The organism is Amycolatopsis sp. NPDC005232 (genome assembly GCF_040607795.1).
In the GTDB taxonomy this organism is placed as follows: domain Bacteria; phylum Actinomycetota; class Actinomycetes; order Mycobacteriales; family Pseudonocardiaceae; genus Amycolatopsis.
The window spans coordinates 73409-97129 of sequence record NZ_JBEXHL010000006.1; the positions used below are offsets into that span (position 1 = coordinate 73409).

Annotated in this window: 26 protein-coding genes; 20 read left to right on the forward strand and 6 right to left on the reverse strand. The window is 69.2% G+C overall.

What is annotated here, in order from left to right:
* Positions 1–43 precede the first annotated feature (43 nt).
* The 13 genes from ABZU76_RS13600 (at position 44) to ABZU76_RS13660 (ending at position 11379) form a co-directional block, all read left to right on the forward strand.
* Positions 44–1735 carry a long-chain-fatty-acid--CoA ligase gene (locus ABZU76_RS13600; RefSeq protein WP_354868606.1) on the forward strand — a complete coding sequence of 564 codons (1692 nt, stop codon included), beginning with the start codon at positions 44–46 and terminating at the stop codon, positions 1733–1735.
* Positions 1732–3132, forward strand: coding sequence for an MFS transporter (locus ABZU76_RS13605; RefSeq protein WP_354868609.1), 1401 nt, complete (start codon positions 1732–1734; stop codon positions 3130–3132). Before ABZU76_RS13600 ends, ABZU76_RS13605 begins: the two co-directional genes overlap by 4 nt.
* 170 nt (positions 3133–3302) lie before the next feature.
* Positions 3303–3785, forward strand: coding sequence for a helix-turn-helix domain-containing protein (locus tag ABZU76_RS13610; protein WP_354868611.1), 483 nt, complete (start codon positions 3303–3305; stop codon positions 3783–3785).
* A gap of 192 nt (positions 3786–3977) precedes the next feature.
* The gene (locus ABZU76_RS13615) at positions 3978–4478 is read left to right on the forward strand and encodes an SRPBCC family protein (protein ID WP_354868614.1); all 501 of its coding nucleotides are present in this window, start codon (positions 3978–3980) and stop codon (positions 4476–4478) included.
* Positions 4478–5521 (forward strand): LLM class flavin-dependent oxidoreductase, encoded by a 1044-nt coding sequence (locus ABZU76_RS13620; RefSeq protein ID WP_354868617.1) that lies wholly within the window; start codon positions 4478–4480, stop codon positions 5519–5521. Before ABZU76_RS13615 ends, ABZU76_RS13620 begins: the two co-directional genes overlap by 1 nt.
* Positions 5518–6288, forward strand: coding sequence for a hypothetical protein (locus ABZU76_RS13625; protein ID WP_354868620.1), 771 nt, complete (start codon positions 5518–5520; stop codon positions 6286–6288). The genes ABZU76_RS13620 and ABZU76_RS13625 overlap by 4 nt, the downstream gene beginning before the upstream one ends.
* 179 nt (positions 6289–6467) lie before the next feature.
* Complete coding sequence (locus tag ABZU76_RS13630; protein WP_354868623.1) at positions 6468–6692, forward strand: hypothetical protein; 225 nt, start codon at positions 6468–6470, stop codon at positions 6690–6692.
* Positions 6693–6894: 202 nt separating this feature from the next.
* On the forward strand, positions 6895–7221 hold the full coding sequence (locus ABZU76_RS13635) for a 2Fe-2S iron-sulfur cluster-binding protein (protein WP_354868626.1): 327 nt from the start codon (positions 6895–6897) through the stop codon (positions 7219–7221).
* A gap of 95 nt (positions 7222–7316) precedes the next feature.
* A complete protein-coding gene (locus ABZU76_RS13640; protein WP_220242667.1) occupies positions 7317–8600 on the forward strand; it encodes a Rieske 2Fe-2S domain-containing protein in 1284 nt (427 codons plus the stop codon).
* A 16-nt stretch (positions 8601–8616) separates the two neighbouring features.
* Entirely contained in the window at positions 8617–9096 is a 480-nt protein-coding gene (locus ABZU76_RS13645; RefSeq protein ID WP_354868629.1) for a hypothetical protein, read from the forward strand.
* Complete coding sequence (locus ABZU76_RS13650) at positions 9093–9935, forward strand: 3-methyl-2-oxobutanoate hydroxymethyltransferase (protein ID WP_354868632.1); 843 nt, start codon at positions 9093–9095, stop codon at positions 9933–9935. The genes ABZU76_RS13645 and ABZU76_RS13650 overlap by 4 nt, the downstream gene beginning before the upstream one ends.
* Before the next feature lie 11 nt (positions 9936–9946).
* Positions 9947–10801: an alpha/beta hydrolase gene (locus ABZU76_RS13655; RefSeq protein ID WP_354868634.1), complete on the forward strand. Its 855-nt coding sequence runs from the start codon at positions 9947–9949 to the stop codon at positions 10799–10801.
* On the forward strand, positions 10798–11379 hold the full coding sequence (locus tag ABZU76_RS13660; RefSeq protein WP_354868637.1) for a 2,3-bisphosphoglycerate-dependent phosphoglycerate mutase: 582 nt from the start codon (positions 10798–10800) through the stop codon (positions 11377–11379). The genes ABZU76_RS13655 and ABZU76_RS13660 overlap by 4 nt, the downstream gene beginning before the upstream one ends.
* Here ABZU76_RS13660 and ABZU76_RS13665 read toward each other — a convergent pair.
* Both ABZU76_RS13665 and ABZU76_RS13670 read right to left on the reverse strand, forming a co-directional pair.
* Positions 11360–11800: an RpiB/LacA/LacB family sugar-phosphate isomerase gene (locus ABZU76_RS13665; RefSeq protein ID WP_354868640.1), complete on the reverse strand. Its 441-nt coding sequence runs from the start codon at positions 11798–11800 to the stop codon at positions 11360–11362. The genes ABZU76_RS13660 and ABZU76_RS13665 overlap by 20 nt on opposite strands.
* Positions 11801–11803: 3 nt before the next feature.
* Positions 11804–12745 carry a hypothetical protein gene (locus ABZU76_RS13670; protein ID WP_354868643.1) on the reverse strand — a complete coding sequence of 314 codons (942 nt, stop codon included), beginning with the start codon at positions 12743–12745 and terminating at the stop codon, positions 11804–11806.
* A gap of 78 nt (positions 12746–12823) precedes the next feature.
* Between ABZU76_RS13670 and ABZU76_RS13675 the strand changes: the two genes are divergently transcribed.
* From ABZU76_RS13675 to ABZU76_RS13690, 4 genes are read left to right on the forward strand one after another with little or no spacing between them, the layout of a single operon-like run.
* On the forward strand, positions 12824–13969 hold the full coding sequence (locus ABZU76_RS13675) for an alcohol dehydrogenase catalytic domain-containing protein (RefSeq protein ID WP_354868646.1): 1146 nt from the start codon (positions 12824–12826) through the stop codon (positions 13967–13969).
* Complete coding sequence (locus tag ABZU76_RS13680; RefSeq protein ID WP_354868649.1) at positions 13966–14676, forward strand: 4-carboxy-4-hydroxy-2-oxoadipate aldolase/oxaloacetate decarboxylase; 711 nt, start codon at positions 13966–13968, stop codon at positions 14674–14676. Before ABZU76_RS13675 ends, ABZU76_RS13680 begins: the two co-directional genes overlap by 4 nt.
* Positions 14673–15671 (forward strand): amidohydrolase family protein, encoded by a 999-nt coding sequence (locus ABZU76_RS13685; protein WP_354868652.1) that lies wholly within the window; start codon positions 14673–14675, stop codon positions 15669–15671. Before ABZU76_RS13680 ends, ABZU76_RS13685 begins: the two co-directional genes overlap by 4 nt.
* 4 nt (positions 15672–15675) lie before the next feature.
* The gene (locus ABZU76_RS13690) at positions 15676–16662 is read left to right on the forward strand and encodes an ABC transporter substrate-binding protein (RefSeq protein WP_354868654.1); all 987 of its coding nucleotides are present in this window, start codon (positions 15676–15678) and stop codon (positions 16660–16662) included.
* A gap of 4 nt (positions 16663–16666) precedes the next feature.
* Here ABZU76_RS13690 and ABZU76_RS13695 read toward each other — a convergent pair whose 3' ends face one another.
* Both ABZU76_RS13695 and ABZU76_RS13700 read right to left on the reverse strand, forming a co-directional pair.
* Complete coding sequence (locus ABZU76_RS13695) at positions 16667–17911, reverse strand: FAD-dependent oxidoreductase (protein WP_354868657.1); 1245 nt, start codon at positions 17909–17911, stop codon at positions 16667–16669.
* Between the two features lie 91 nt (positions 17912–18002).
* Entirely contained in the window at positions 18003–18737 is a 735-nt protein-coding gene (locus ABZU76_RS13700) for a FadR/GntR family transcriptional regulator (protein WP_354868659.1), read from the reverse strand.
* Positions 18738–18915: 178 nt separating this feature from the next.
* On the opposite strand from ABZU76_RS13700, the gene ABZU76_RS13705 reads away from it, so the two are divergent.
* Genes ABZU76_RS13705 through ABZU76_RS13715 form a run of 3 tightly spaced genes read left to right on the forward strand, consistent with a single transcriptional unit; the run spans position 18916 to position 21664 of the window.
* A complete protein-coding gene (locus ABZU76_RS13705) occupies positions 18916–19788 on the forward strand; it encodes an ABC transporter ATP-binding protein (RefSeq protein WP_354868662.1) in 873 nt (290 codons plus the stop codon).
* Positions 19785–20645 (forward strand): ABC transporter permease, encoded by an 861-nt coding sequence (locus ABZU76_RS13710; RefSeq protein ID WP_354868665.1) that lies wholly within the window; start codon positions 19785–19787, stop codon positions 20643–20645. Before ABZU76_RS13705 ends, ABZU76_RS13710 begins: the two co-directional genes overlap by 4 nt.
* 38 nt (positions 20646–20683) lie before the next feature.
* On the forward strand, positions 20684–21664 hold the full coding sequence (locus ABZU76_RS13715; RefSeq protein WP_354868668.1) for an ABC transporter substrate-binding protein: 981 nt from the start codon (positions 20684–20686) through the stop codon (positions 21662–21664).
* Positions 21665–21736: 72 nt separating this feature from the next.
* On the opposite strand, the gene ABZU76_RS13720 is transcribed toward ABZU76_RS13715, so the two are convergent.
* Together ABZU76_RS13720 and ABZU76_RS13725 are read right to left on the reverse strand one after the other, a co-directional pair.
* On the reverse strand, positions 21737–22615 hold the full coding sequence (locus tag ABZU76_RS13720) for an AAA family ATPase (protein ID WP_354868671.1): 879 nt from the start codon (positions 22613–22615) through the stop codon (positions 21737–21739).
* Positions 22612–23682 carry a cupin domain-containing protein gene (locus tag ABZU76_RS13725; RefSeq protein ID WP_354868674.1) on the reverse strand — a complete coding sequence of 357 codons (1071 nt, stop codon included), beginning with the start codon at positions 23680–23682 and terminating at the stop codon, positions 22612–22614. Before ABZU76_RS13725 ends, ABZU76_RS13720 begins: the two co-directional genes overlap by 4 nt.
* Positions 23683–23721: the final 39 nt, after the last annotated feature.

Genomic DNA, 23721 nt, shown 5'->3' on the forward strand with positions numbered 1-23721 from the left:
GCCGAACCCCAACCTCGCACAACGAAGTGGAGGTACTCGGGCCATGAGCGAGCTCATGAGCACGATGCAGGATTTCCCGCTGACCATGGCGGCCATGCTGCGTCACGGCAATGACGTACACCCCGACAGCCCGGTCGTCAGCGGCTCCGCGGGGCGGGTGGTCCGGAAAACGGACTTCAGCACCGTCGCCGCGAACGCGGCCCGGCTGGCAACCGCTCTGCGTGGCCTCGGCGTTCGGCCCGGCGACCGGGTCGGCACCTTCTGCTGCAACCACCAGCCCCATCTCGAAGCCTTCTACGGCGTACCGGCGATGGGCGCCGTCCTGCACCTGATCAACTCGCGCCTTTCGGACGAGCAGCTCGTCTACGTGATCGGCGACGCCGAGGACGGCGTGATCATCGTGGACGACGATCTGTTGCCCCGTCTCACCGCGTTGCTCCCGCAGATTCCGTCGGTGCACACGCTGGTCGTGGTCGGCGAGGATCGGGGAGAACACGTGGGCTACAGCGAACTGCTCGCGAGCGTCACGGCCCCCGACAGCTGGCCCGAGCTGGACGAGCGCGCGCCGGCCGCGGTCTGCTACACGACCGGGACGACGGGACTGCCGAAGGGCGTCGTCTACAGCCACCGCTCGATCTGGCTGCACGCGCTCGCCATCAGCTCCGGCGCCGCGTTCGCACTTTCCGACCGGGACCGGATCCTGCAGATCACCCCGATGTTCCACGTCAACGGCTGGGGCTTGCCTCACGCGGCCCTGCTCACCGGCGCGGGGATCGTGCTCCCGGGGCGGGACGTGAGCCCCGCGGCGATCACGGCGCTGACCGCCGCGGCGAAGCCGACACTGGCGGTTTCGATTCCGCTCATCTGGGCACAGGTCAAGGTCTACGCGGAAGCGCACCCGGTGGACCTGTCCTCTTTGGACTCCATCGTGTGCGCCGGCTCGTCGGTGGCTCCCGCTCTCATCGACTACTACGAGCGGGTGCACGGCACGCATCTCTTCCAGGGCTGGGGGATGACCGAGGTCAGCCCGTGGGGCGGGATTTCGCTCCCGGCGGCGCGTGACCTGGCCGATCCGGCGAAGCCTTGGCGCGGCTGGTCCGGCCGGTTGCTGCCCGGCGTCGAGATGCGCGCCGTGGACGAGTTCGGCAACGTCCTCCCTCGCGACGGCGAGTCCGTCGGCGAACTGGAGATGCGCGGGCCGTGGGTCACCGGTTCGTACGTCGGAGGCACGAGTGAGGACCGCTTCAGCGCCGACGGCTGGCTGCGCACCGGCGACCTCGGTGCGCTTGATCGCCGCGGGTATTTCCGGATCACCGACCGGTCGAAGGACGTCGTCAAGTCCGGAGGCGAGTGGATTTCCTCGGTGGCGCTGGAGAACCAGCTCGACGCGCATCCGGACGTGGTCGAGTCCGCGGTGATCGGCGTGCCCGACCCGCGCTGGGAGGAACGTCCGCTGGCGGTGGTCGTCCTGAACGACACGGCCACCGCGTCGATGGCCGATCTGTGGGGCCACCTGGCGGCGTCGGTGCCCCGTTGGTGGTTGCCCGAACGGTGGGTGCTGGCGGAAACGCTGCCCCGCACCAGCGTCGGCAAGATCGACAAGAAGCGACTTCGCGCAGTCGCGGCATCGGGGGAGTTGCGGATCGAGCACGTGCCGGGCCCCGCCCCGGCGCCGTTCCGGGGCACCGAACAGATCGCGACCGCGCGTCAACAAACAACCGGAGGCCTGTCATGAACTCGAACAACGCCCGCTTTCCCTCGGGCTCCCCGCCGGACGAACCGGCGATCAGTCCCGCCGAGCTGAGACGAGTGCGGATCGCGACTCTGCTCGGCCAATCGACCGAGTGGTACGACTTCTTCCTGTACACCACTGCGGCGGCGCTCGTCTTCCCGCGGGTCTTCTTCAGCGCGTCGTTCAGCCCGCTGGCGGCGACGCTGTCCTCGTTCGCGACGATCGCGGTGGGGTTCGTGGCGCGCCCGGTGGGCGGCGCACTGTTCGGCCACCTCGGCGACCGGCACGGCCGCAAGAAGGCGCTGGTCATCGCGCTGGCGCTGATGGCGGCGGCGACCTTAGCCATCGGCTTGCTCCCCGGGTTCGCCGCGATCGGCATCGCCGCGCCGGCGGCCCTGCTCGTCCTGCGGATCTGCCAGGGGCTGGCGCTCGGCGGCCAATGGGGTGGCGCGGTCCTGCTCGCCACCGAGTACGCACCACGCGGAAAGCGCGGCGCCTACGGAGCATGGGCCCAGCTCGGGCTGCCGCTCGGGCTGATCGTGTCCAGCGCCGCGTTCTTCGTGGCCGCGGGTGCCACCAGCGCGGACTCCTTTTTCGCCTGGGGCTGGCGGGTTCCCTTCCTCCTCGGCGGCGCGCTCGTCGTCGTGGCGCTGCTGGTGCAGATGAGGATCGACGACACGCCCGCCTTCCGCCGTGCGGCGAAGCGACGCGGTGAATCGCACCGGTCACCGGTGCTGCAGGTGATCAGGGAACATCCCCGGCGCATCGTCGTCACCATCGGCGTTTTCCTGGTCGTGGGCGGGTCGTTCTACGTCTACACGACCGGCACGCTGGCCTACGCCACGCAGGTTCTGAAGATCTCCCGGAACACGATGCTGGTGTCGATCATGATCGGCGCCGCCGCGATGGCCGTGTCGATCGTGATCGCGTCGAGGCTGAGCGACCGGGTGGGCCGGCGCCCGGTGTTCCTCGTCGGCGCGGTCGGGACGATCCTCTGGGCTTTCCCCTATTTCGCGCTGCTCGACTCCGCCTCGCCGCCGGTCGTGGGTGTCGCGATCGCTGTCGCGATGTTCATCAACGGCGTGATGTACGGACCGACCGCGGCGCTGTTCTCGGAACTGTTCCCGGTGGCGGTGCGTTACAGCGGCGCTTCGCTCGGGTACCAGTTGTCGAACGTCGTCGGCGGCGGGTTCGCACCACTCGTCATGACCTCGCTGCTGGCGTCCACCGGGACCTCGGCTTCGGTGGCCGGCTACGTGATCGTGATGGGCTTCATCACGATCGGGGCGTTGCTCGCCCTGCGGCCTTCGTGGTCGGGGCAGGGTGATGCTCGGACCACAAAAGCCGGTGACCCGGGCCGGGAGGTCTCGGCACCGTCGGCGGGCTACGGCACGGGCTGATCATGAATTCCCGCGAAAGCTCGGGAGCGACAGTTCTTTGATCGAATGCTCATCCGTGAGCACCTGTGGGCCACGGGCGGAGGAAGCGCTGACAGTGCACGCATTCACGCCCCAAGCACAGCGATTTTTACACCCTTCAGTACCGGTCTCGTCCGAGGTATAGTTGCATCATGCGCAGGAAGAGCTTTGCTGATTTCGACTGTTCGATCGCCCAGACGCTCGAGGTCGTCGGCGAGTGGTGGACCTTGCTCATCGTCCGCGACCTGTTCGGGTTCAAAGGGCACAACCGGTTCGAGGAGCTGCAGGAAGATCTGGGCATCTCCCGGAACATCCTCACCGAGCGCCTCGAAGGACTGATCCGCAACGGCGTGGTCGAGAAGCGGGCGTACCAGGAGAACCCGCCTCGGTACGAGTACCACCTCACCCGCAAGGGCAAGGACCTGTTCCCGATCATCATGGCGCTGCTGAACTGGGGCGATGCGTGGGCGTCCGGGCCCGACGGGCCCCCGGTGCTGCTGCACCACACCACGTGCGGCCACGACGCCCACGCGGTCGAGACGTGCTCGCACTGCGGCGAGCCGTTCACCGGGCGGACCGTCGAAGGGCGCGATGCCCCGTACGTCCAGCAGAAGGGGAGGCGATTCGCCTCCTGATCCGGGCTCACCACGAACCCCGGCCCGGGGCCCGCCATCGCGACGACGCGATGGCGGGCCCTTTTTGCGGAGCGGATTGGTACGAGCGATGGGAAGTCGCAGAAACTCGGCGGGTTTCACTGCATTGTGGACACAGCTCGTAAGTTCTATAATAGAACTCATTGACAATTCGATCAAGGAGCGGCTCCGATGATGTATGCCGATCTTCCGACCGCCCGGGCCACTGTCCAAATCAGCGCCACCCCCGAAGCGGTCTGGGCTCTTGTCAGCGACATCCACCTGATGGTGAAACTCAGCGAAGAGCTGCTGGAAGTGACCTGGCTCGACGGTGCGGGCGAACCCGACGTCGGCACGAGGTTCCGCGGGCGCAGCTTCCACGAAGCGCTGGGCGAGTGGGAATCGACTTCGACGGTGATCGAGTTCAAGCCGAACTCCGCGTTCACGTGGGAGGTCAACGCCGGCCAGGACGTGCGACCGTCGTCGGTCTGGGGCTTCTCCGTCGAACCGTGCGCGGTGGGCACCGAGCTGAGCCAGTGGGGGCAGATGGGCCCGGGCCGATCCGGCCTCAACCATGCGATCGATCGTCTGCCGCACAAGGAGGAGAAGATCGTCGCCAACCGGATCGGGGAATTCCAGGCCGGGCTGGAGTCGAACCTGCGCCTCATCAAGGAACTGGCGGAGGGGGCGCGCTGATGCGCACGGCGACGACGATCGAAGCGCTGGTCGGTTCGTGGCAGGACAACGTCACGCTGGCCGTGGAGGCGGAAAAGCTCGGCCTCGACGTCTGCTGGATCTCGGAGGCCTGGGGTTCGGACGCGCCCTCGCCGCTCGGGTACCTGGCGGCGCGGACCAACCGCATGACCCTCGGCAGCGGCACGATCCAGCTGGCGACGCGCACCCCGACGCTCATCGCGATGACGGCGATGACGCTCGCGGACCTGTCCGGCGGCCGGTTCGCGCTCGGCCTGGGAAGCTCGGGCCCGCAGGTCGTGGAGGGCATGCACGGGGTGCCGTTCGACCGGCCGCTGCGCCGGATGCGGGAAACGATCGACATCGTCCGGCAGGTGTTCGCCGGCGCCAAGATCAAGCACAGCGGAGAGGTCTTCTCCGTGCCGCGTGCCGGCGGCGAGGGCGTCCCGATGCGCACCTCGCTGCCGGCGAACCCGGACATCCCGATCTACATCGCGGCGTTGATGCCGAAGATGCTGGAGCTGGCCGGTGAGATCGCGGACGGCTGGCTGGGCAGCAGCTTCGTGCCCGAAGGTGCTTCCGCCTACCTCGACGCGCTGAGCGCCGGAGCCGCGCGCGGAGGGCGGACGCTCGCCGAAATCGATCTCTGCCAGGGAGCCGAGGTGCACTTCGTCGAGGACGAAGGACAGCTCGCCGCAGTCGCCGCGACGCGCAAGAAGGATCTCGCCTTCAGCCTCGGCGGCATGGGCTCGGCCACCACGAACTTCTACAACAGCGCCTACAGCCGTCAAGGCTGGTCGGAAATCGCAGCCGAGGTCCGGGAGCTCTGGCAGGCGGGGCGGCACGCGGATGCCACCGCCCTGATCACCGACGACATGATCTTCTCCACCACGCTGATCGGCACCGAGCACATGGTGCGGGAGCGGCTCACCGCCTGGCGGGACCGCGGCATCACGACTGTGCGGTTCTATCCGGCGGGCGCGACCATTGCGGAGAAGCTGGACAATCTCGGCCGGGCCATCGATCTCGCCCGCAACCTCTCGTGACCCCGAGCTCACCGGCCGGCCTCGTCGACCTGCTCGGCCGCGCGCGGATGACCGTCGGCACGACCACGTCCCTGACCGGTGACACGTTGAGCAGTTCCGGTGTGGCGGTGTGGTCGGGCGAGGCGAGCGTGACGATCGCGTCGGCGGACCGGGCCGATGCCGATGCGGCGTTCCTGTCGGAGTTCCGCGCGGCCGACGGCAGCGTGACGGGCACGTTCTTCGAAGCAGGCGGCCTCCTCGTCGACCTCCAGAACGCGGACGACGTCGTCGGCGAACTGGGCTCCCACCGCGGCTTCACCGCGTTCGGCGTGCTCTTCGGCGAGCCGGACGGTTCAGGGTACGGCCGGCTCTCCGAAACGCTCGACGGGTCGATCACGGCGTCGGGCAGCCACGTCGTCCTCATCGGACACGTGGTGCTCGCGCCGGCGTGGCGCGGTTCCGGCGGCGTCGGCAGGCTCCTCACGAGCCGGCTGCTGCAGTGGCTGTGTGCCGAGCCCTGCCTGATCGCCGTGGCGCCGTCCGTGAACATCCGCGGCCGGGTGCCCTGCCGCGCCCGCAGAATCTGGGCCTCCCTCGGCTTCCACCCCTACGACAACGACATCTGGATCCTCGACCCGGCGACGTCCGACCATGACGACGCCGTCTTCGACCTGGAGACCCGGTTGCCGGGCCGGGTCACCTCCGGCGGGCAGTGCGAATGTGCGGCCGGAATCACCGAGTGCGGAGGGGCTCAAGCAAACGGTGCGCCTCGGAGAGCGCTTCGCTGACGAAGTCGTCGGCGTGATCGTCGTAGCCGGGGCCGGGAAGGACGACGAGGTCGGCTGGGGCGGCCGCACGCCGTGCACGACCGGCGCCTACGCCCGGCAACGCCACTGGTGCACCATTCGCGCGGTGTCGTCGAAGAACACCACCTTCGACCAGAACAACACGCGGAACCCCGGACGGCGTGCAGATCCCGCTTCTGCACGTGTTCACCGAGGACGTGGACGGCATGCACCACCGGTGGACGAGCGAGCAGGTCTTCGCCCGCGGGGATTCCAGCGCCATGGACGCGCTCCGGCCGATCTTCGGTGCGCTCGACCTGACTCCGCAAGGCCGTGGGGACCTGGCCGTCTACCCTTCGCTGCCGTACTGGACTGGTCGCCCTTGGGGATCTAAAACCGGCTTCTAGTCCCATTGGCGGCTTCGGCAGGTCAGTGGTTCACAGCTCCTCCGAGATCAGCGCCGCCGCGGTGGCGCTGATCTCGACGTGTTCGGCCGCCGAGCGCTGATTCAGCCGTCGCCGAGTGCCACGATGCAGGCTCTTGGCGTCTTGCGCCCTCGCGATCAACCGGTATATTGGTAAGTCCATTAGTCAGCGGCTAGGAGTGGACATGCCGAAGGTCGTGTACGTCGACGACGCCGGCGAGGAGCGGGCGGTCGACGCCTCCGTGGGGGAGAGCGTCATGAGCGCGGCCGTGCGCGCGGGGGTGCCGGGGATCATCGGCGAGTGCGGGGGCTGCCTTTCGTGCGGCACCTGCCACGTGTGGGTGCGCGAGGAGTATCTGGATCAGGTCGGCGAAGTCGGTGACATGGAGGACGACCTCCTCGACCTCGCGATCGGCGACCGGCGGGCCGGGAGCCGCCTCTCGTGCCAGATCGAGGTGACGACGCGGCTCGACGGGCTCACCGTGGACGTGCCCGGAGAGCAGGTCGTCTGACCTCGGCGCGGAGAACTCGCCATTGCCAGTGGTTCAATGGTCTGATATTCAATCCTATAACGGCTTCGCGATCGCCGGTGCGAAAGGACTTCAGCGTGCTCCGAACAGAGATCAACGAACTGCTGACGCAGACCGGGCCGGGCACCAAGATGGGCGCCCTGTTCCGGCGCTTCTGGCAGCCCGTTCTGCTGGCCGAGGAGCTGCCCGCCGACGACTGCCCGCCGGTGCGGGTCAAGATCCTTTCGGAGCGGCTGATCGCCTTCCGTGACTCGGAGGGTCGCTACGGCCTGATGGACGAGTTCTGCGCGCACCGCGGCGTCTCGCTCTGGTTCGGCCGCAACGAGGCCGGCGGCCTGCGCTGCCCGTACCACGGCTGGAAGTACGACTACACCGGTCAGGCGATCGAGGTCCCGAGCGAGCCCGAGACCAGCAACTTCTGCGCCAACGTCAAGCTCAAGTCCTACCCGATGGTCAAGCGCGGCGACGTGCTGTGGGCCTACTTCGGTGACCCGGAGACGCAGCCGCCGCTGCCGGAGTGGGAGTTCGTGACCGTTCCCGAGGGGCAGGCCTTCACCTCGAAGCGCTTTCAGGAGTGCAACTGGCTGCAGGCGCTCGAAGGCGGCATCGACTCCAGCCACGTCACCTTCCTGCACTCGGGCAGCCTCGACAGCGACCCGCTCTTCAAGGGCTCTAAGGGAAACGCTTACAACCGCGCGGACCTGAAGCCGTTCTTCGAGGTCGTCGACTACGAGGGCGGCCTGCTCATCGCCGCTCGCCGCAGCGCGGAGGAGGGGCACTACTACTGGCGCGTGACGCCGTGGGTGCTGCCGAACTTCACCATGGTCCCGCCGCGCGCCGACCACCCGATGCACGGCCACTTCTGGGTGCCGATCGACGACGAGAACTGCTGGGCCTGGAGCTTCGACTACCACCCGACCCGCCAGCTCGACAGCGAAGAGGTGTCGGCCATGCGGGCCGGTCTGGGCGTGCACAGCGCGAACGACGAGAACTACCGGCCGCTCGCGAACAAGGACAACGACTACCTCATGGACCGCGACGCGCAGCGGCGCGGCGAGACCTACTCCGGCATCAAGGGCATCGCGCTGCAGGACTCGTCGCTTCAGGAGTCGATGGGGCCGATCGTCGACCGGACCAAGGAGCGGCTCGTCGCGACCGACGCGGGCATCATCAAGGCGCGCCAGAAGCTGCGCAAGGCCGCGCTCGCGCTGGCCGAGGACGGGGTCGAGCCGGCAGGCAACCGGGCCCAGGATCAGAAGGTGCGCTCGGTCGCGGTCGTGCTGCCCGCCGACCAGTCCTTTGTGGACGGCATCGGCGAGGCGATGGTCGCCAAGCCGGGCGTGCGGCAGACCACGGTCTGAGACGGCGAGGAACGCAGTGTTGCAACGTGGCTCGGTCAGCAGTTGTGCCCGCGCGGCGACCGCCGAGGAAGCGGCTTTCCGGATCGACTACCCGTTGTCCGCCGCCCGCAACACGCGGGTGGTGGCGCTGGACGAAGCGGCGAAGGACATCGTCGGGCGAGCGGCCGCCGAGGAGTGGGCGCAGGCGCGGTTCTACTCGGCTTCCGGCGCCGGTGACGAGCTGGTCACCATGACCGGCGACCGGGTGGCGCTCACCGATGAGCTGCGCGACAGCAACACCGTCGTGCTGGTTTCGACCACCGGCGCGAACGCGGAGGCGGCGGCCACCATCGGTGCGGCCTGCACGGTGCGCGGGATCATGACGGCCGGCCTGGTCGTGACCTCGGACGGGGTCGCGAACGAGGCACTGTTCTCGCTGCGTCCGCACGCCCGGATCCTCTTGGTGCCCGCCGAAGAGGACGATCTGTTGGAACTGCTGAAAGCGACGCGCGCATGAGCCCCCAGAGTGATCCGGCCGGCAAGGTCACCATCCCGGCTCTGCAGGCGATGAAGGCGCGTGGTGAGAAGAGCGTCTGTTTCGTCGCCTGGGATTACCAGATGGCGCGCATCGCCGACCGGGTCGGCGTGGACCTCGTGTCGGTCGGCGACACCGTCGGAGTCAACCTCTGGGGGCAGCCGCATCCGCTCGAGATCACCTTCGACGAGGTGCTCGTCGTCGCGAAGGCGGCTCGGCGTGGAGTCCGGCGAGCGCTGCTCAGCTGCGACTTCCCGTTCGGCCCGCTGCAGCAGGGCGCGGCCAGTGCGGTCGACGCGGCGATCAGGCTGGTCAAGGAGGCGGGCGTCGACCTGGTGAAGCTCGACGGTGCCGCCGACTTCCCGGAAGCGGTCGAGGCCGTGACCAGGGCGGGCATTCCGGTCTTCGCGCAGTTCGGGATCACGCCGCAGACGGCCCTGAAGTACGGCATCGAATACTCGGCGGCCAGCGTCGCCCAGGTGCCCGACGGGATGCTCGACGAGCTGGTCGCGGAGGCCAAGCGGCTCGAGTCGGCGGGAGCCGTCGCGCTCAACTTCACCAACTCCGGCCCGGTGGTGGGGCCGGCGGTGGTGGACGCGGTGTCGATCCCCGTGCTCGGTGGGTTCGGCGGCGGGCCGTGGCTCGACGGGCGCATCCGCATGGCCACCGCGGCCATCGGCTACAACGCCGCCAACGTCGACAAAGAGATCGACACCTACGCCAACGTCGCGCGGATCACGTTCGACGCGCTGACCGAATGCGCCGCGGACATCCGCGGCGGCCGGCAGATCCGCGGTGGCATCAAGGTGCCGCAGAGCTGAGGAGTACGAGCATGCCCGTGGCCGTGCTGGACGGGATCGCTACGCGTTACGAGACCGTCGGTGACGGCCCGCCGCTGCTGATGTTCAGTCCGGGCGGCTTCGATTCCAGTTTGGACAATTGGACCAGCTTCGGGCGCTACCGCGAACTCGGCTTCGTCGACGCCTTCGCTCCCGAATACACCTGCGTCGTCTTCGACCGACGTGAATCGGGGCGCTCGCGTGGCCGCATCGAGCGGCTGGAGTGGCCGGTCTACGTCCGCCAGGCGCTCGGGCTGCTCGACCACCTCGGGATCGACGCGGCGCACACCATGGGCGGCTGCGTCGGCTGCTCGACCGCCGCGGCGCTCGCCGTCGCGGCACCGGAACGTGTGCGCAGCATGGTCCTGTTCTCGCCGGCCGGTGGGCCTCGCTACCGGATGGCGCAGCACCGCCGGTTCGTGCGGCACCTCGCCTACGTCGCCGAGCACGGGCTGCCGGCGGTCGTCGACCTGGCCCGGTCGACGACCGCCGGGTTCAGCACCGACCCGCGGGTGGGTCCGTGGGCCGCGCCGCTGCGCAGCGACGAACCCTTCGCGAAGGCGTACGCGGCCTTCGACCCGTCTCGCTACGACCTGCTCGTGACCGGCTCTGTGCGGGGCCTGTTCGACCGCGACACCGTTCCGGGCGTGGAGCCGGAGGACCTGATGACCTGCGACGTGCCCTCGTTGATCGTGCCGGGGCAGGACAGCTCGCACGCCCCTTCGGCCGCGCGCTACCTCCAGGAGTGCCTGCCGGTGCGCGAATACTGGGACGTTCCGGTTTCCGAGCAGACGGCCGAGACCGCGCCCGCGCGAGTTCTGGAGTTCCTCCGCGGACACGACCGGTGACTCCGCTCGTCCTGCTGCGCCACGGTGAGAGCACCGCCAACGCCGGGGACCTGTTCGCCGGGCACCTCGACGTCCCGCTGACGCCGGCCGGCGTCCTCGAAGCGCGAGCCGCCGCGGAAGGACTGGCCGGCTGGGTCCCGGACATCGTCCACTGCTCACCGCTGGCCCGCGCCGCCGACACCGCCGCGATCGTCAGGAGCCGGCTCGCGCCGACCGTCGCTGCCGAGTACCACCCGGCCCTCATCGAGCGGCATTACGGTGTCCTGCAAGGGGTCGGGCGGGCTGACGCGCGGGCGCGGTTCGGCGCCGAAGCGGTCGCCTGCTGGCGGCGGTCGCCGGCCGGCGTGCCGCCCGGCGGCGAGAGCCTCGAGATGCTCCACGACCGGTTGCGGCCGTATTGGCTCGAAGAGTTGCTGCCGCTGCTGGAATCGGGCCGGTCAGTGCTCGTGGTCGCGCACGGCAACTCGCTGCGCATGCTGCTGGCCCACGTGAGCGGCCTGGCCGTGGCCGACGCGATCGGCGCCGAGATGCCGACCGCCGTCCCGCTCCGGCCGGAAATCAGGCTTCCAGCGCGGTGATCTGGTCGATCCGGTCCTGGTGCCGGCCGCCCTTGAACGGAGTCGACAGCCACAGCGCGAGCAGCCGTTCCGCTTCGTCGTCCGAGATGACCTTCGTGCCGATCACGAGCACGTTGGCGTTGTTGTTGCCGCGCGAGATCTCCACCATGAACGTGGTGTGCCCGAGTCCCGCGCGCACGCCGCGGATTTTGTTGCAGGCGATGACTTCGCCCTGTCCGCTGCCGCCGAGCACGAGGCCGGCTTCGGCGCGGCCGTCGGCGACCCGCCGGCTCACGTCGGCGCACAGCGGCGGGTAGTCGACGGTGTCCGTCGCGCTGTGCGAGCCGCGGTCGTCCACCTCGTGACCGTGGTCGGTGAGCCAGGTGGTGAGGCGTTGCTTGAGGTTCACGCCGTGGTGGTCGGCGGCGATCGCGATGCGCATGGCTCAGCCCACCAGTTCGCGCGTCGCGGGCGCGAACATCGACTCGACGTCCACGGGTTTCGTCAGGATGTGTTGTGCCGCCGCCTGTTCGGCCAGGAGTTCGAGGATCGCGCGGTTGGGTTCGATGCCGTAGGGGAGCGGGTCGGTGGTGCCGGTCTCGGCCATCACCCGTGCGTACATCCGGTCGTCGGCGGTTTCGACGATCCCGGCCCGCAGCCGCTCGACGTAGCGGCGCTTGGACTCGGCGAACGCGTCGAACACAGCCTCCGCGACCTCCGGGTGCGCCTCGAGGACCTCGTCCTTGACGACGACGAGGTGGTTGATGGGGTAGAAGCCGCGTTCGCGCAGCGCGGCGAACCCTGCCTCGACCGGCTCGGTGATCAGGGGTACGACCTCGGGCGAGTCCACTTTGGCATTGACGACGGCGTCCAGTTCCCCGGCCAGCAGCATGTCCCCGAGCTTCTTCCCGGGCCCGGCCGGCTCGACGTTCGCGGGCGGACGGTAGGACTCGACGTGCTCGTCACCGCTGAGGACCCAGGTCACCGAGTCGAGGTCGAGGCCGTGTTCGAGCGCCATGATCGCGCGCGCCCAGACGCCGGTGGTCACCGTGTAGCCGCGGCCGACGCCCACGCGTTTTCCGGCCAGCTGCCCAGGCTCGGTGATGCCGGAGTCTTTCCGTACGAGGATCGCGCCGTGGTGGAACCCGCGGACCAGGAAGACGGGGAGCGCGGTGAAGCGCACGCCGTGCTCACGCGCGGTGAGGTAGGTCGTCAGCGCCATCTCGCAGACGTCGTAAGCGAGCTCTCGGACCATCCGCCGAAACCCGTTGACGAGCACTGGTTCTTCCTTGAACGCCAAGGGAAACCCGGCAGGGGCGACCTCGCCGTCGGTCAGCGCGCGGTTGTTGCCCTGGGTACGCGTCACGGTCAGCAGGTGCTCGGCCATGCGGCTCCTCGCTTCGTCTGGTGGTCTACCCCGCTGATGGTATATTGGGCTGTCCATTCTGCCAACGAGGGAGATTCGATGGTCCAGACTGTGCAGGCGGCCGTCCGCGTCGCGGCGAGCACGACGGAGATGCAGGAGTTCCCGCTCCCGTCGATCGACGAGGACTCCGCCCTGCTGCAGGTGGAGGTCGCGGGGATCTGCGGGACGGACGTGAAGATGTACGCCAACCCGCCCGCGGTGATCCAGGGCCGGGTGATCATGGGCCACGAGAACGTCGGCGTCATCGCGCAGGCCGGGGCTCGGTTCAAGCGACGCCACGGCCTTTCCGAAGGCGACCGAGTTTTCGTCGAGCACTACGTCGGCTGCTTCAACTGCGACTGGTGCCGCCTCGGCGAGTACCGCCACTGCGAGGCGACGGACTGGCGCACCAACCCCGACGGCCGGCGGTTCGGCTACACCTCCGCGGAAAACCCCGGCACGCTGTGGGGCGGGTTCAGCGAATTCATGTACCTGCCGTGGAACTCCGTGCTGCACAAGGTCCCCGACACGGTCACGCCCGAGCTCGCCGGCATGGTCATGCCGCTGTCCAACGGCATCGAGTGGGCGCTGCTCACCGCCGGCGTCGGATACGCCGACACCGTGCTGATCCAGGGCCCGGGCCAGCAGGGCCTCGCGCAGCTGGTCGCGGCCAAGACCGCAGGTGCCGCCCAGATCTTGGTGTCGGGCACCACGCGCGACAAGCACCGCTTCGACCTGGCCAAGGAACTCGGCGCCGACGAGGTCATCGACGTGCTCACCGAGGACCCCCGCGAGAAGGTCATGGACCTCACCGGCGGCCGCGGCGTCGACATAGTGCTCGACTGCACTTCGCGCGCCGGCACCGCGCCGGTCCTGCTCGGCGTCGACGTCCTCAAGCGCCGCGAAGGCACGCTCCTCATCCAGGGCGAGCTGGCCGCGTTCCCGGACTTCCCGGTCAAGAAGGTCACCGAGAAGGCGATCACGATCAAGTCCGCGCGCGGGCACTCGTTCCGCGCTTGCGAGCTCGCCGTGGACCAGCTCGCCTCGCGCCGCTTCCCGCTGGAGAAGCTGGCGACCCACCGCTACGGCATCGACCAGGTCGACCACGCCATCCGCGTGCTGGCCGGCGAGACCGAAGAGGACGCGATCCACATCTCGCTGATGCCCTCGCTGGTCGGCCAGGCCGGTGGGGCGGTCGTCCGATGAGCGGGGTCGTCGTCACGAACCCGCCCCGAACCGGCGCGGAGACACGCGACGGCCTGGGCCGGTTCGGGGTCGCCACCATTCACGAAGCCCAGGGCCGCACCGGGCTGATGGCGTCCACGTTGAACCCGATCTACCCGGGTGCGCACGTGTCGGGCACGGCGGTGACGGTGAGCGTGGCGCCGTGCGACAACTGGATGATCCACGTGGCCGTGGAGCAGTGTCAGTCCGGCGACGTGCTGGTCGTCGCGCCGACCTCGCCGTCGGACGCGGGCTACTTCGGCGAGCTGCTGGCGACCTCGCTCAAGGCGCGCGGGGTGCGGGGCCTGGTCATCGACGCCGGCTGCCGCGACATCGCCGAGCTGCGTGAGCTGCCGTTCCCCGTCTGGTCCCGGGCCGTGTCCGCCGAGGGCACGGTCAAGGAAACCCTCGGCTCGGTGAACATCCCGGTCGTCTGCGGTGGCCGGCTGGTCGAGCCGGGTGACGTGATCGTCGCCGACGACGACGGTGTGGTGGTCGTGCGCCGCGCCGACGCGGACGAGATCCTCGCGGCCTCGGCCGCGCGGGAGGACAAGGAAGCGCGCCTGCGGGCCCGCTACGCCGCGGGAGAGCTGGGTCTCGACGTCAACTCGATGCGCGAGCGCCTCGCCCGCAAGGGCCTGCGGTACGTGGAGCACGACGCGTACCTCAAGGAGGTGCGCGACCGGTGATCATCGACATCCACGGTCACTACACGACAGCCCCGCCGGCGTTGAAACAGTTCCGCGACGCCCAGCTGGACGGTGAGCGGGCGGCACTGGCGCCGGTGACCGACGACGAGCTGCGCGAGAGCGTCGAGGGTAACCAGCTGCGTGTGCTGCGGGAGCGTGGCGGCGACCTGATGTTGTTCTCTCCCAAGGCGTCCGGTATGGAACACCACGTGCCCGACGCCGGCGTGGCGAACGCCTGGGCGCGCGCGTCCAACGACCTCGTCCACCGCGTCGCCGAGCTCTACCCCGCGCACTTCGCCCCGGTCGCGCAGCTTCCGCAGACGCCTGAAGGCAATCTCGGCGGCGTCACGGCCGAGATCCGCCGGACCGTCGGCGAACTCGGTTTCGTGGGCGTCAACCTGAACCCGGACCCGTCCGGCACCTGGGCGGGCAAGCCGATCACCGACGAGTCGTGGTTCGGCGTCTACGAGGTCCTGACCGAGCTGGACGTGCCCGCCATGGTGCACGTCTCGACGGCGTGCAACGCGAACCACCACACGCTCGGCGCGCACTACCTCAACGCCGACACCAGCGTCTTCACCCAGCTGCTCGAGTCGAAGCTCTTCGACCGGTTTCCCGGTCTGCGACTGGTGATCCCGCACGGCGGGGGAGCGGTGCCCTACCACTGGGGACGCTACCGGGGCCTGGCGATGCGCAACGGCTGGCGCGACCCGGCCGAGCTCCTGCCGAACGTCTTCTTCGACACGTGCGTCTACCACCAGCCCGGCATCGACCTGCTGCTCGATGTCCTGCCCGCGAAGAACGTGCTCTTCGCGTCCGAGATGCTCGGCGCGGTGCGCGGGGCGGACCCGGAAACCGGCATCGCCTGGGACGACACGTTGCAGTACGTCGGCCGCGCCGGGCTCGCCGGCGAGGACCTGGCGGCGGTGTACGAGGACAACGCTCGCCGGGTCTACCCCCGGCTCGACCGGCGGCTCGCCGCCGCAGGAAGGTGACCCGATGAGCCGACTGGACCTGACATTCGCGTGCGGCGACTACGACCGCACGCGCGCCCTCGAAGACGGGTCGATCCGGCCCGACGGCATCGACCTGACGTACCTGCGGCTCCCGGTCGAGGAGACGTTCTTCCGCATGCTGCGCCACGGCGAGTTCGACGCTTCGGAGATGTCGCTGTCGACCTACGTCGCCTCGCTCGACCGCGACCCGGCGCCGTTCGTCGCGCTGCCGGTGTTCACGTCGAGGATGTTCCGCCACGGCGGCGTCTTCATCAACACCGCGGCGGGCATCGAGAAACCGGCCGACCTCGTCGGCAAACGCATCGGCACGCCCGAGTTCCAGCTCACCGCGGGCGTCTGGGTCCGCGGCATCCTCGCCGACGCGTACGACGTGCCACTCGACTCGGTCACCTACCTCACCGGTGGCCAGGAAACGCCGGGACGGATCGAAAAGGGTGCCGTCTCGACCCGCTTCGACGTCCAGTCGATCCCGGCGGGCCGGACGCTTTCGGACATGCTGGCCACCGGCGAGATCGACGCGCTGCAGAGCCCGCGGATCCCGAGCTCGTACGTCGCCGGCGACGGTCGCGTCGCCCGGCTCTTCCCCGACACCGTCGCGGCGGAGAAGGAGTACTACGCGGAGACCGGGATTTTCCCGATCATGCACGTGGTCGCCCTGCGCCGCGAGGTCTACGAGCGGCACCCGTGGGTCGCGCAGTCCCTGACGAAAGCGTTCACAGCGGCCAAGAACGAGGCGTACGCGCGGATCTACGACGCCTCGGCACTGCGGTTCATGGAGCCGTGGCTCAACCAGCACCTGGAGGACGCGCGGAGCCTGCTCGGCCCCGACTACTGGTCCTACGGGCTGGACGCCAACCGGCACGTGCTCGACGTGTTCCTCCGCTACCACCACGAGCAGGGGCTCTCGGCTCGCCTGCGCACCGCGGAAGAACTGTTCGCGCCGGAGTCGACGGAGTCCTTCGTCATCTGACTCGTCAAGCCGCGCGCAGGAATTCCTTCAGCGCCACCTCGGTGTCGGCCGCGACGTGCTGCGGGACGGTGCGGCCGGCCTCGAGCAGTTTGCGCACGGCCATGTAGTCGCGGGGTGCGTTGACGGCGTCGATCGCGATGAGGCGGCCGCCGCGGTAGTAGAAGAGCGAGAACCGTTCACTGCCGGGGTCGCCCCGCAGCACGGTCTCGTCGTAGCCGCTGCTGATCCCGGCGATCTGCAGTTTCAGATCGGCCTGGTCGGACCAGAACCACGGGATCCCGGGCGCGGGAGCGGCCAGGCCGAGCAGGCTCGCGGCCGCCGTCTTCGCCTGCGCGATGGCGTTGGGTACGGACTCGAGGCGGAGGGCGCCGTGGTCGGGGTGCGCGACGATCGTGCAGTCGCCCGCGGCGACCACGCTGGGTGTGCTGGTCCGGGCGGACTCGTCGACCAGGATCCCGCCGGCGCAGGCGAGCCCGATCTGCTCCGCGAGCTCGGTGTGGGGCACCAGGCCGATCCCGACGACCACGACGTCGGCGGGAATGGTGCGGCCGTCGGAGAGCCCGACACCCGTCACCCGGTCGCGGCCGAGGAGTTCGGTCACCCCGGTCGACAGCACGACTTCGGTGCCGCGCCGCCGGTGCGCGGCGAGGTAGAAGCCCGACATCTGCGGCGCGACGGCGCGGGCGAGCAACCGGTCGGCCGCTTCGACCACGGTGACGTTCCGGCCGGCGGCGGTGGCGGCCGCGGCGGCTTCGAGCCCCACGAAGCCCCCACCGATGACCACGACGTCGCGGGCGGCCGCGAGGTCGTGCCGCAGCGCCATCGCGTCGTCGACATCGCGCAGGTAGTGGACGCCGGCGAGCTCACTCCCGGGGATCCGGAGGCGGCGTGGCGTGCCTCCGGTCGCCAGGGCGAGCCGATCGAACTCCACTGTCCGACCGGACCGCGTGACCGCGAAGCCGTCACCGAGCTCGGGATCGGTGAGGGTGATCTCGTCGATCCATTCACCTCGGACGAGCTCGATCCGCTGAGCCTCGTAGAAGTCCTGGCCACGCAGTGCCAGCCGCTCCTCGGGCAGTTCCCCCTTGAGGAACGCCTTGGAGAGCGGGGGCCGCTGGTAGGGCAGCCGGGTTTCCCCGCCGAGCAACGTAATCGGTCCCGAAGCACCGAGCTTGCGCAGCGAGGCGGCCAGCTCCACTCCCGCTTGGCTCGCGCCCACCACGAGGGTGCTGCTTCCCTTCACCGCCATTACTCCTCCATTGGCTAGTCCATTGGACCTTAGCGGAAGACGGCGTCCGGTGCGAGGGGTGTTTCCGAGGGTGGTGCGGGTTTTCCCGGTGCTACTCGGCCTCGTGCGACACGCGTTGCGCGGTCCGGGCGATGTGCTCGCTCATGACCCGCTGCGCGGCGGCGAGATCGCGGTCGCGGATGGCCTCGGCGAGCTCCCGGTGTTCGCCGGTCCCGCGCGCGCCCATGATGGGGGCCTGCTCGCGGGCCTCCCGCAAGGACATCAGGAGCGGGCCGTGGAAGCTCTGGATCAGCATCGTCAGCGCGGTGTTGTGGGCGCATTCGGCGAGCCGGATGTGGAACCGCGCCGAGATGTCCACCGCGTGCACGCCCTCGTCGACGGCGGTCTGCCCCTCCTCGACGAGCTTGAACAGCGCGTCGATGTCCTCGTCGGTCGCCCGCTCGACGATCAGGGGGAGGGCGCCGATCTCGACGATCTTGCGCGCCTCGGTCACCTCGCCGGCGGTGAGCACGGACATCGAAAGGAGATCGGCCAGGCCCTCGCCGACGCGGTCCGTGCTGGGTGCGGTCAGGAAGGCGCCGCCGTGGGCGCCGACCCGGATGGTGACGAGTCCGGTGGCTTCCAGCACGCGAAGTGCCTCACGCACGGTCACCCGGCTCACGCCGAAGCGCTGGCACAGATCGCGCTCACTCGGCAGCCGGTCGCCGGGGATGAGAGAACCGTCGCGGATCAGGACCTTGATCTGGTCCACGATGACCTGCGACACCCGCGAGGTGCTCACGCGGCTGAAGAGGTCGTCCTTCGCACCGCGCCCTGTTGCAGCCATGTCTCCACCTCGTCATGGTCGATGCCGGAAATGCACCGTAGTTTAACAGTCAATGGTCTGACCTTACGGCACTAGCCCTGGTCAGGGACGGCCGCGCCGCTCCGGCCGGTCACGACCTGGCCAGAAAACTCAGTTGGACCATTGCTTTGGACTGACAATTAGTCCTACGCTCCCCTCCATGCTGAGCCGAGACAAGCCGGCACTGTCCAGAACGGCAGGCCGTGATGCTGCGCACATCGATGTGGGGGCCACGGGCGGGATCGCACACCTCGAGGCCCGAGGTGTCGCCATCGACTACGCCAAGCCTGGGTCGAAAGAGGTGACGACGGCCGTCGAGCAGTGCGACCTGACCTTGGCGCGGGGGGATTTCGTCTGCCTCGTCGGGCCTTCCGGCTGCGGCAAGACCACATTGCTCAACGCGGTCGCCGGGTTCGTCCAGCTCGCCGAGGGCGATCTGGAGCTCGACGGGCGGCCGATCCCCGGTCCGGGGCCCGACCGGGCGATGGTGTTCCAGCACGCCAATTTGCTGCCGTGGCGGACCGTTCAGGCGAACGTCAGCTACGGCCTCGAGCTCACGAAGAAGGTCAAGAAGCCGGCGGCCAAGCAGCGCGCCGACGAGCTGCTGGAGCTGGTCGGACTCGCCGGCGTGGGGCAGCAGTACCCGGCGCAGCTCTCCGGTGGCATGCAGGCCAGGGTCAACCTCGCCCGCGCGCTCGCGGTCGAGCCGGAGATCCTCTTGCTCGACGAGCCGTTCGCCGCGATCGACGCTCAGACCCGCGAGGTGCTCCAGGTCGAACTGCTCCGGGTTTGCGCCGCACGCGACGTGACGGCGCTGTTCGTCACCCACGACATCACCGAGGCCGCGTTCCTCGCGGACCGGGTGTGCGTGTTCAGCCCGCGGCCCGGTCGCATCGTCAAGGAGATCACGGTGCCGTGGGCTCGCCCGCGGTCGCACGAGATCCGGCGGACGCGGGAGTTCGCGCAGCTGCGGGACGAGATCGCCGATGTGCTCTACGGCGCCAAAGGCGGCGCCGGGGAGGGAGCCCGATGAGCGTCACCTCTTCGCCAAGGCCGGCCTCGCGAATCGAGTCCCGCCCGGCGCGCCGGAGCCCCCGCGCGGGCCAGGCGGCCCGGCGCCGGCTGCCGTCGTGGCTCAGCGAGCAACGCCTGTTCGGCATCGGCGCCGTCGTCGTGGTGCTTCTCGCGTGGGAGGTCGTCGCGCTCCTGCGGATCCAGCCGCAGCTGATCCTGCCCGGACCGGTCGACGTCATCAACGCCTTCGGGGCGATGATCCAAGGCGGGCAGATCTGGATCGACCTGTGGACCAGCGCCCAGGAACTGCTCGCCGGCCTCGCACTCGCGGTGGTGATCGGCCTGCCGGTGGGGCTGTTGATCGGCTGGTACAAGCGCATCGCCTGGGCGCTCAACCCCTTCGTCAACTTCCTCTACGCCACACCGCGCATCGCGCTGACGCCCCTGCTGATCATCTGGCTCGGCATCGGCAGTTCCTCGAAGATCGCGATCGTTTTCCTGATGGCCCTGTTCCCGGTGCTCATCAACACCGCGCAGGGCGTCCAATCGCTCGAACAAGGAACCGTCCGCGTGGCGCGGTGTTTCGGGGCGAGCGACCTCCAGCTGTTCCGCACCGTGGCCCTGCCCGGCACCGTCCCCTTCATCGCCAGCGGGATGCGGCTCGCGGTGGGCCAGGCGCTGATCGGTGTCTTCGTGGCCGAGCTCAGCGGCGCGCAGCACGGTGTCGGCATGACGATGAACACCGCCGGCCAGCAGTTCCAGACCGCCACGGTCTTCGCCGGCCTGTTCATCTTCGCCGCGGCCGGGGTGATTCTCACTGCGCTGCTGCGCCGGGTCGAGAACCACTACGCGGCCTGGCGCCTGAGCAACGACTGACGTTTCCCGTCCCCGCCCATTCCCAGAAGGACAGAACAATGAAGTTCAAGTCTGGCGCCTTCGGCGTCGCCTTTTCCGTGGCGCTCGCGACGGCGACTCTGACCGCTTGTGGCGGTTCGTCGGACGCCGGAGCCGGCGGTGTCATCACCGTCAGCTACAGCGAAGAGGTCGCTGACCAGCTGCCCCTGTGGATCGCTTCGGAAGCCGGCTACTTCAAGGAGCAAGGGCTCGACGTCAAGCTCATCAAGCTCGACAGCAACCAGGGGTACCCGGCGCTCATCGCCGGCCAGACGCAGCTCGCTTCGATGGGGGGTTCCCAGATCGTGGCCGGCACCGCGGCGGGCGGTGACGTGAAGGTGCTGGCCGCGCTCACCCCGGTGCTCCCGTACCAGATCTACGCGAACGTGCCGACCGCTGCAGAGCTGAAGGGTAAGAAGATCGGCTACACCACGAAGAGCGGCTCGCAGTACATCGGCACCCTGCAGGCGCTGAAGAAGCTGGGCATCAACCCGACCGACGTGAACCTGGTGCCGCTGGGTTCGGTGACGAACGTCAACAACGCGCTGCTGGCCAAGACCATCGACGCCTCCGCCACGCACCCGCCGGCGAGCCTCAAGTTCGAGGACGCCGGGCTGCACATGGTGATCGACATGGCCAAGGAGAAGATCCCCAACATCAACGTGGGCATCTCCAGCACGTCCGAGTACCTCAAGGATCACCCGGACGTCGTCGGGAAGTTCATGGCCGGCCTCAAGAAGGGGTTCGATCGCGAGCGCTCCGACGAGGCGTATTCGACGAAGATCCTGGGCGCCCACCTCGGGGTCACCGACCAGCGCGCGCTCGACGCGACCTGGAAGTACTACGCCGGCGAGGTCCTCACCGACCCGCCGTTGGCAACGGTGGACCAGCTCAAGTCGTCCCAGCAGTCGCTGGAGGGCTCGGTGAACGGGGTCGACAAGGTCGACCTCGCGTCGCTGATCGACTCGTCCTTTGTGGACAAGGCGTTCGGGAGCAAGTAGACAGCGCACGGGAAACGCGCGGTGCCAGGTCGGTCGTCGACCCGGCACCGCGCGTTCGTCCGTCGCAGGACCTCAGCCGTCGAGCTGCGTCGCGTGGCGCAGGTCGTCGGCGGTGAGCAGGTTCGGGTCGAGCGCGACCTCGGTGCGCACCGTGAGCGCCGCGAGGATCGACTTGCGGACCCGCCGGCCGTCGAGACCCCGCAGGCCTTTGGCCAGCTCCGCGCGGAGATCGGCGTCCCGGGCGAGCGGCGTCAGCCCGGTCCACTGCTCGGCCAGCTCGGCCAGCGACGACGCCACGATCTGCTCGATGACCTCGTCGTCGGGCAGCGTGGTGTTCATGACCAGATCGGCCCGCGAGAGCACCGCCTCGTCGACCGCGTCGACGAAGTTGGTCGTGGCCACGAGAACCAGGTGCGGGCACTGGGCGCGAAGCTGGTCGAGACCGGACAGCACGGCGTCCGTCGCGCGGTGCACGTCGACCGGATTGGTCTCGAACGACGCCGAACTCCGGCGTACGGCCAGAGCTTCGACCTCGTCGATCAGCACCACGGTGTGGGGTCGCCGCGCGGCGATCTCGGGCAGGGTGTCGAGGAACAGCCGCGAGACGGCCCGCTGGCTTTCGCCGAGCATGTCGCTCGGGAACGCGTGCGGGTCGACCTCGACCAGCGTCGTGGCGCCACGCGGGGCCATTTTCCGTGCGGCGGCCTGCGCGAGCCCCTGCGCGAGAGTCGTCTTTCCCGTGCCCGGCGGGCCGGCCAGCACGATCAGGCCGTGCGGCGCGCCGGAGAGCCCGCTCAGCAACCGGCCCTGCCGCAGGACGAGCAGCGCGGTGCCGAGCAGCCTCTCCTTGGTGCCCGCCGGCACGATCATCGAGTCCCACGGCCCGTCGTGGTGGTCCGAGGGGAGCGCGTGCAGTCCGACGACTCCGGGCGGGAGCGTCCGCTCGCTCACGGCCAGGACGGCCGGTCGAGGGCAGGCCACACGACCGTGTTGACGTCGCCGGCCTGGGCATCGCGGATGTGGTCCGGCGGCTCTTCGAAGAGCACCGCGGGATCCATCAGCGCCCGCATCGTCTCGAGCAGGCTGTCGAACATGTGGATGCGCACGACCCGCGCGGTGTTCTCCGCGGAGTCGTTGAAGTGCTGGTGCCACAGGAAGTGGTCGACCACGATCAGGTCGCCCTTCTTCCACGGGTGGTTCTCCCCGCCCTCGGGTTCGGTGCCGAGGTAGGAGTGGCCCTCGCCTTCGAGCACGTACAGCCAGGCCTCGCCGGCGTGCCGGTGCATCGACTGCCGGCGGCCCTGGCCGATCTCGAACATCGCCATCGTGATGCCGGAAGCCTGGTACCCGATGGCGCGGTCGAGGAGGAAGGTCGTGCGGGTGCCGCGCGGGGTGTTGAGCATCTCGAGCTCGTCCCAGTCGGTGTGGAGCCGACCGCTGCGGCGCTTCTGCTGCTCCTTGCCGAGACGGCGCAGACGACGGGCGTACGCGTCGTCTCCCTGCACGTCGGGAGCACTGAACTCGGGCCGGCCCGGGAGGCTCTCGAACGGCTCGTGACCGCGGTCGTCGAGGACCGACATGCCCATCGTGGCGAGCAGCGGCTCGCTGGAGAACGTGAGGTAGCGGAACGTCTCGTCGCCGTCGTTGCCCGAGCGGTGCCACGCCCACGCCGGGATGTGGGCCGAGTCGCCGGGGGCGACGGTCACCCGCTCGCCGTCGACCTCGATCCAGCCCCGGCCGCCGACGCCGAGCACCATGGCGTCCCAGGAGTGCCGGTGGATCGTGGTGACGACGCCGTGGTCGACCTCGTGCACGAGGGCGTCGATGGAGCGGGTCGGATTGTCGCCGTCCTCACCCATGTAGACGCCGGTGCGCATGCCCCGCGCGGTCTGCTCGAGTTTGACGTCCTCACCGCGGATGACCGTGCGGTGGTTGTCGCGCCAGTCTTCGAGGAACTTCGCCCGCCGGGCTTTCTGCTGGTGATAGTGGGTGGTCTTCGTCGTGGTCTTCGTCGACACCGAGCCTCCAGATTGGCCGGACCATTTTACCTTTCGCAT

What these genes read in the sequence shown, in the direction of transcription:
- ABZU76_RS13600 (WP_354868606.1), top strand. Translation starts at nt 44, where the DNA reads ATGAGCGAGCTCATGAGCACGATGCAGGATTTCCCGCTGACCATGGCG.
- ABZU76_RS13605 (WP_354868609.1), top strand. Translation starts at nt 1,732, where the DNA reads ATGAACTCGAACAACGCCCGCTTTCCCTCGGGCTCCCCGCCGGACGAA.
- ABZU76_RS13610 (WP_354868611.1), top strand. Translation starts at nt 3,303, where the DNA reads ATGCGCAGGAAGAGCTTTGCTGATTTCGACTGTTCGATCGCCCAGACG.
- ABZU76_RS13615 (WP_354868614.1), top strand. Translation starts at nt 3,978, where the DNA reads ATGTATGCCGATCTTCCGACCGCCCGGGCCACTGTCCAAATCAGCGCC.
- ABZU76_RS13620 (WP_354868617.1), top strand. Translation starts at nt 4,478, where the DNA reads ATGCGCACGGCGACGACGATCGAAGCGCTGGTCGGTTCGTGGCAGGAC.
- ABZU76_RS13635 (WP_354868626.1), top strand. Translation starts at nt 6,895, where the DNA reads ATGCCGAAGGTCGTGTACGTCGACGACGCCGGCGAGGAGCGGGCGGTC.
- ABZU76_RS13650 (WP_354868632.1), top strand. Translation starts at nt 9,093, where the DNA reads ATGAGCCCCCAGAGTGATCCGGCCGGCAAGGTCACCATCCCGGCTCTG.
- ABZU76_RS13655 (WP_354868634.1), top strand. Translation starts at nt 9,947, where the DNA reads ATGCCCGTGGCCGTGCTGGACGGGATCGCTACGCGTTACGAGACCGTC.
- ABZU76_RS13665 (WP_354868640.1), bottom strand. Translation starts at nt 11,800, where the DNA reads ATGCGCATCGCGATCGCCGCCGACCACCACGGCGTGAACCTCAAGCAA.
- ABZU76_RS13670 (WP_354868643.1), bottom strand. Translation starts at nt 12,745, where the DNA reads ATGGCCGAGCACCTGCTGACCGTGACGCGTACCCAGGGCAACAACCGC.
- ABZU76_RS13675 (WP_354868646.1), top strand. Translation starts at nt 12,824, where the DNA reads ATGGTCCAGACTGTGCAGGCGGCCGTCCGCGTCGCGGCGAGCACGACG.
- ABZU76_RS13680 (WP_354868649.1), top strand. Translation starts at nt 13,966, where the DNA reads ATGAGCGGGGTCGTCGTCACGAACCCGCCCCGAACCGGCGCGGAGACA.
- ABZU76_RS13690 (WP_354868654.1), top strand. Translation starts at nt 15,676, where the DNA reads ATGAGCCGACTGGACCTGACATTCGCGTGCGGCGACTACGACCGCACG.
- ABZU76_RS13695 (WP_354868657.1), bottom strand. Translation starts at nt 17,911, where the DNA reads ATGGCGGTGAAGGGAAGCAGCACCCTCGTGGTGGGCGCGAGCCAAGCG.
- ABZU76_RS13700 (WP_354868659.1), bottom strand. Translation starts at nt 18,737, where the DNA reads ATGGCTGCAACAGGGCGCGGTGCGAAGGACGACCTCTTCAGCCGCGTG.
- ABZU76_RS13705 (WP_354868662.1), top strand. Translation starts at nt 18,916, where the DNA reads ATGCTGAGCCGAGACAAGCCGGCACTGTCCAGAACGGCAGGCCGTGAT.
- ABZU76_RS13710 (WP_354868665.1), top strand. Translation starts at nt 19,785, where the DNA reads ATGAGCGTCACCTCTTCGCCAAGGCCGGCCTCGCGAATCGAGTCCCGC.
- ABZU76_RS13715 (WP_354868668.1), top strand. Translation starts at nt 20,684, where the DNA reads ATGAAGTTCAAGTCTGGCGCCTTCGGCGTCGCCTTTTCCGTGGCGCTC.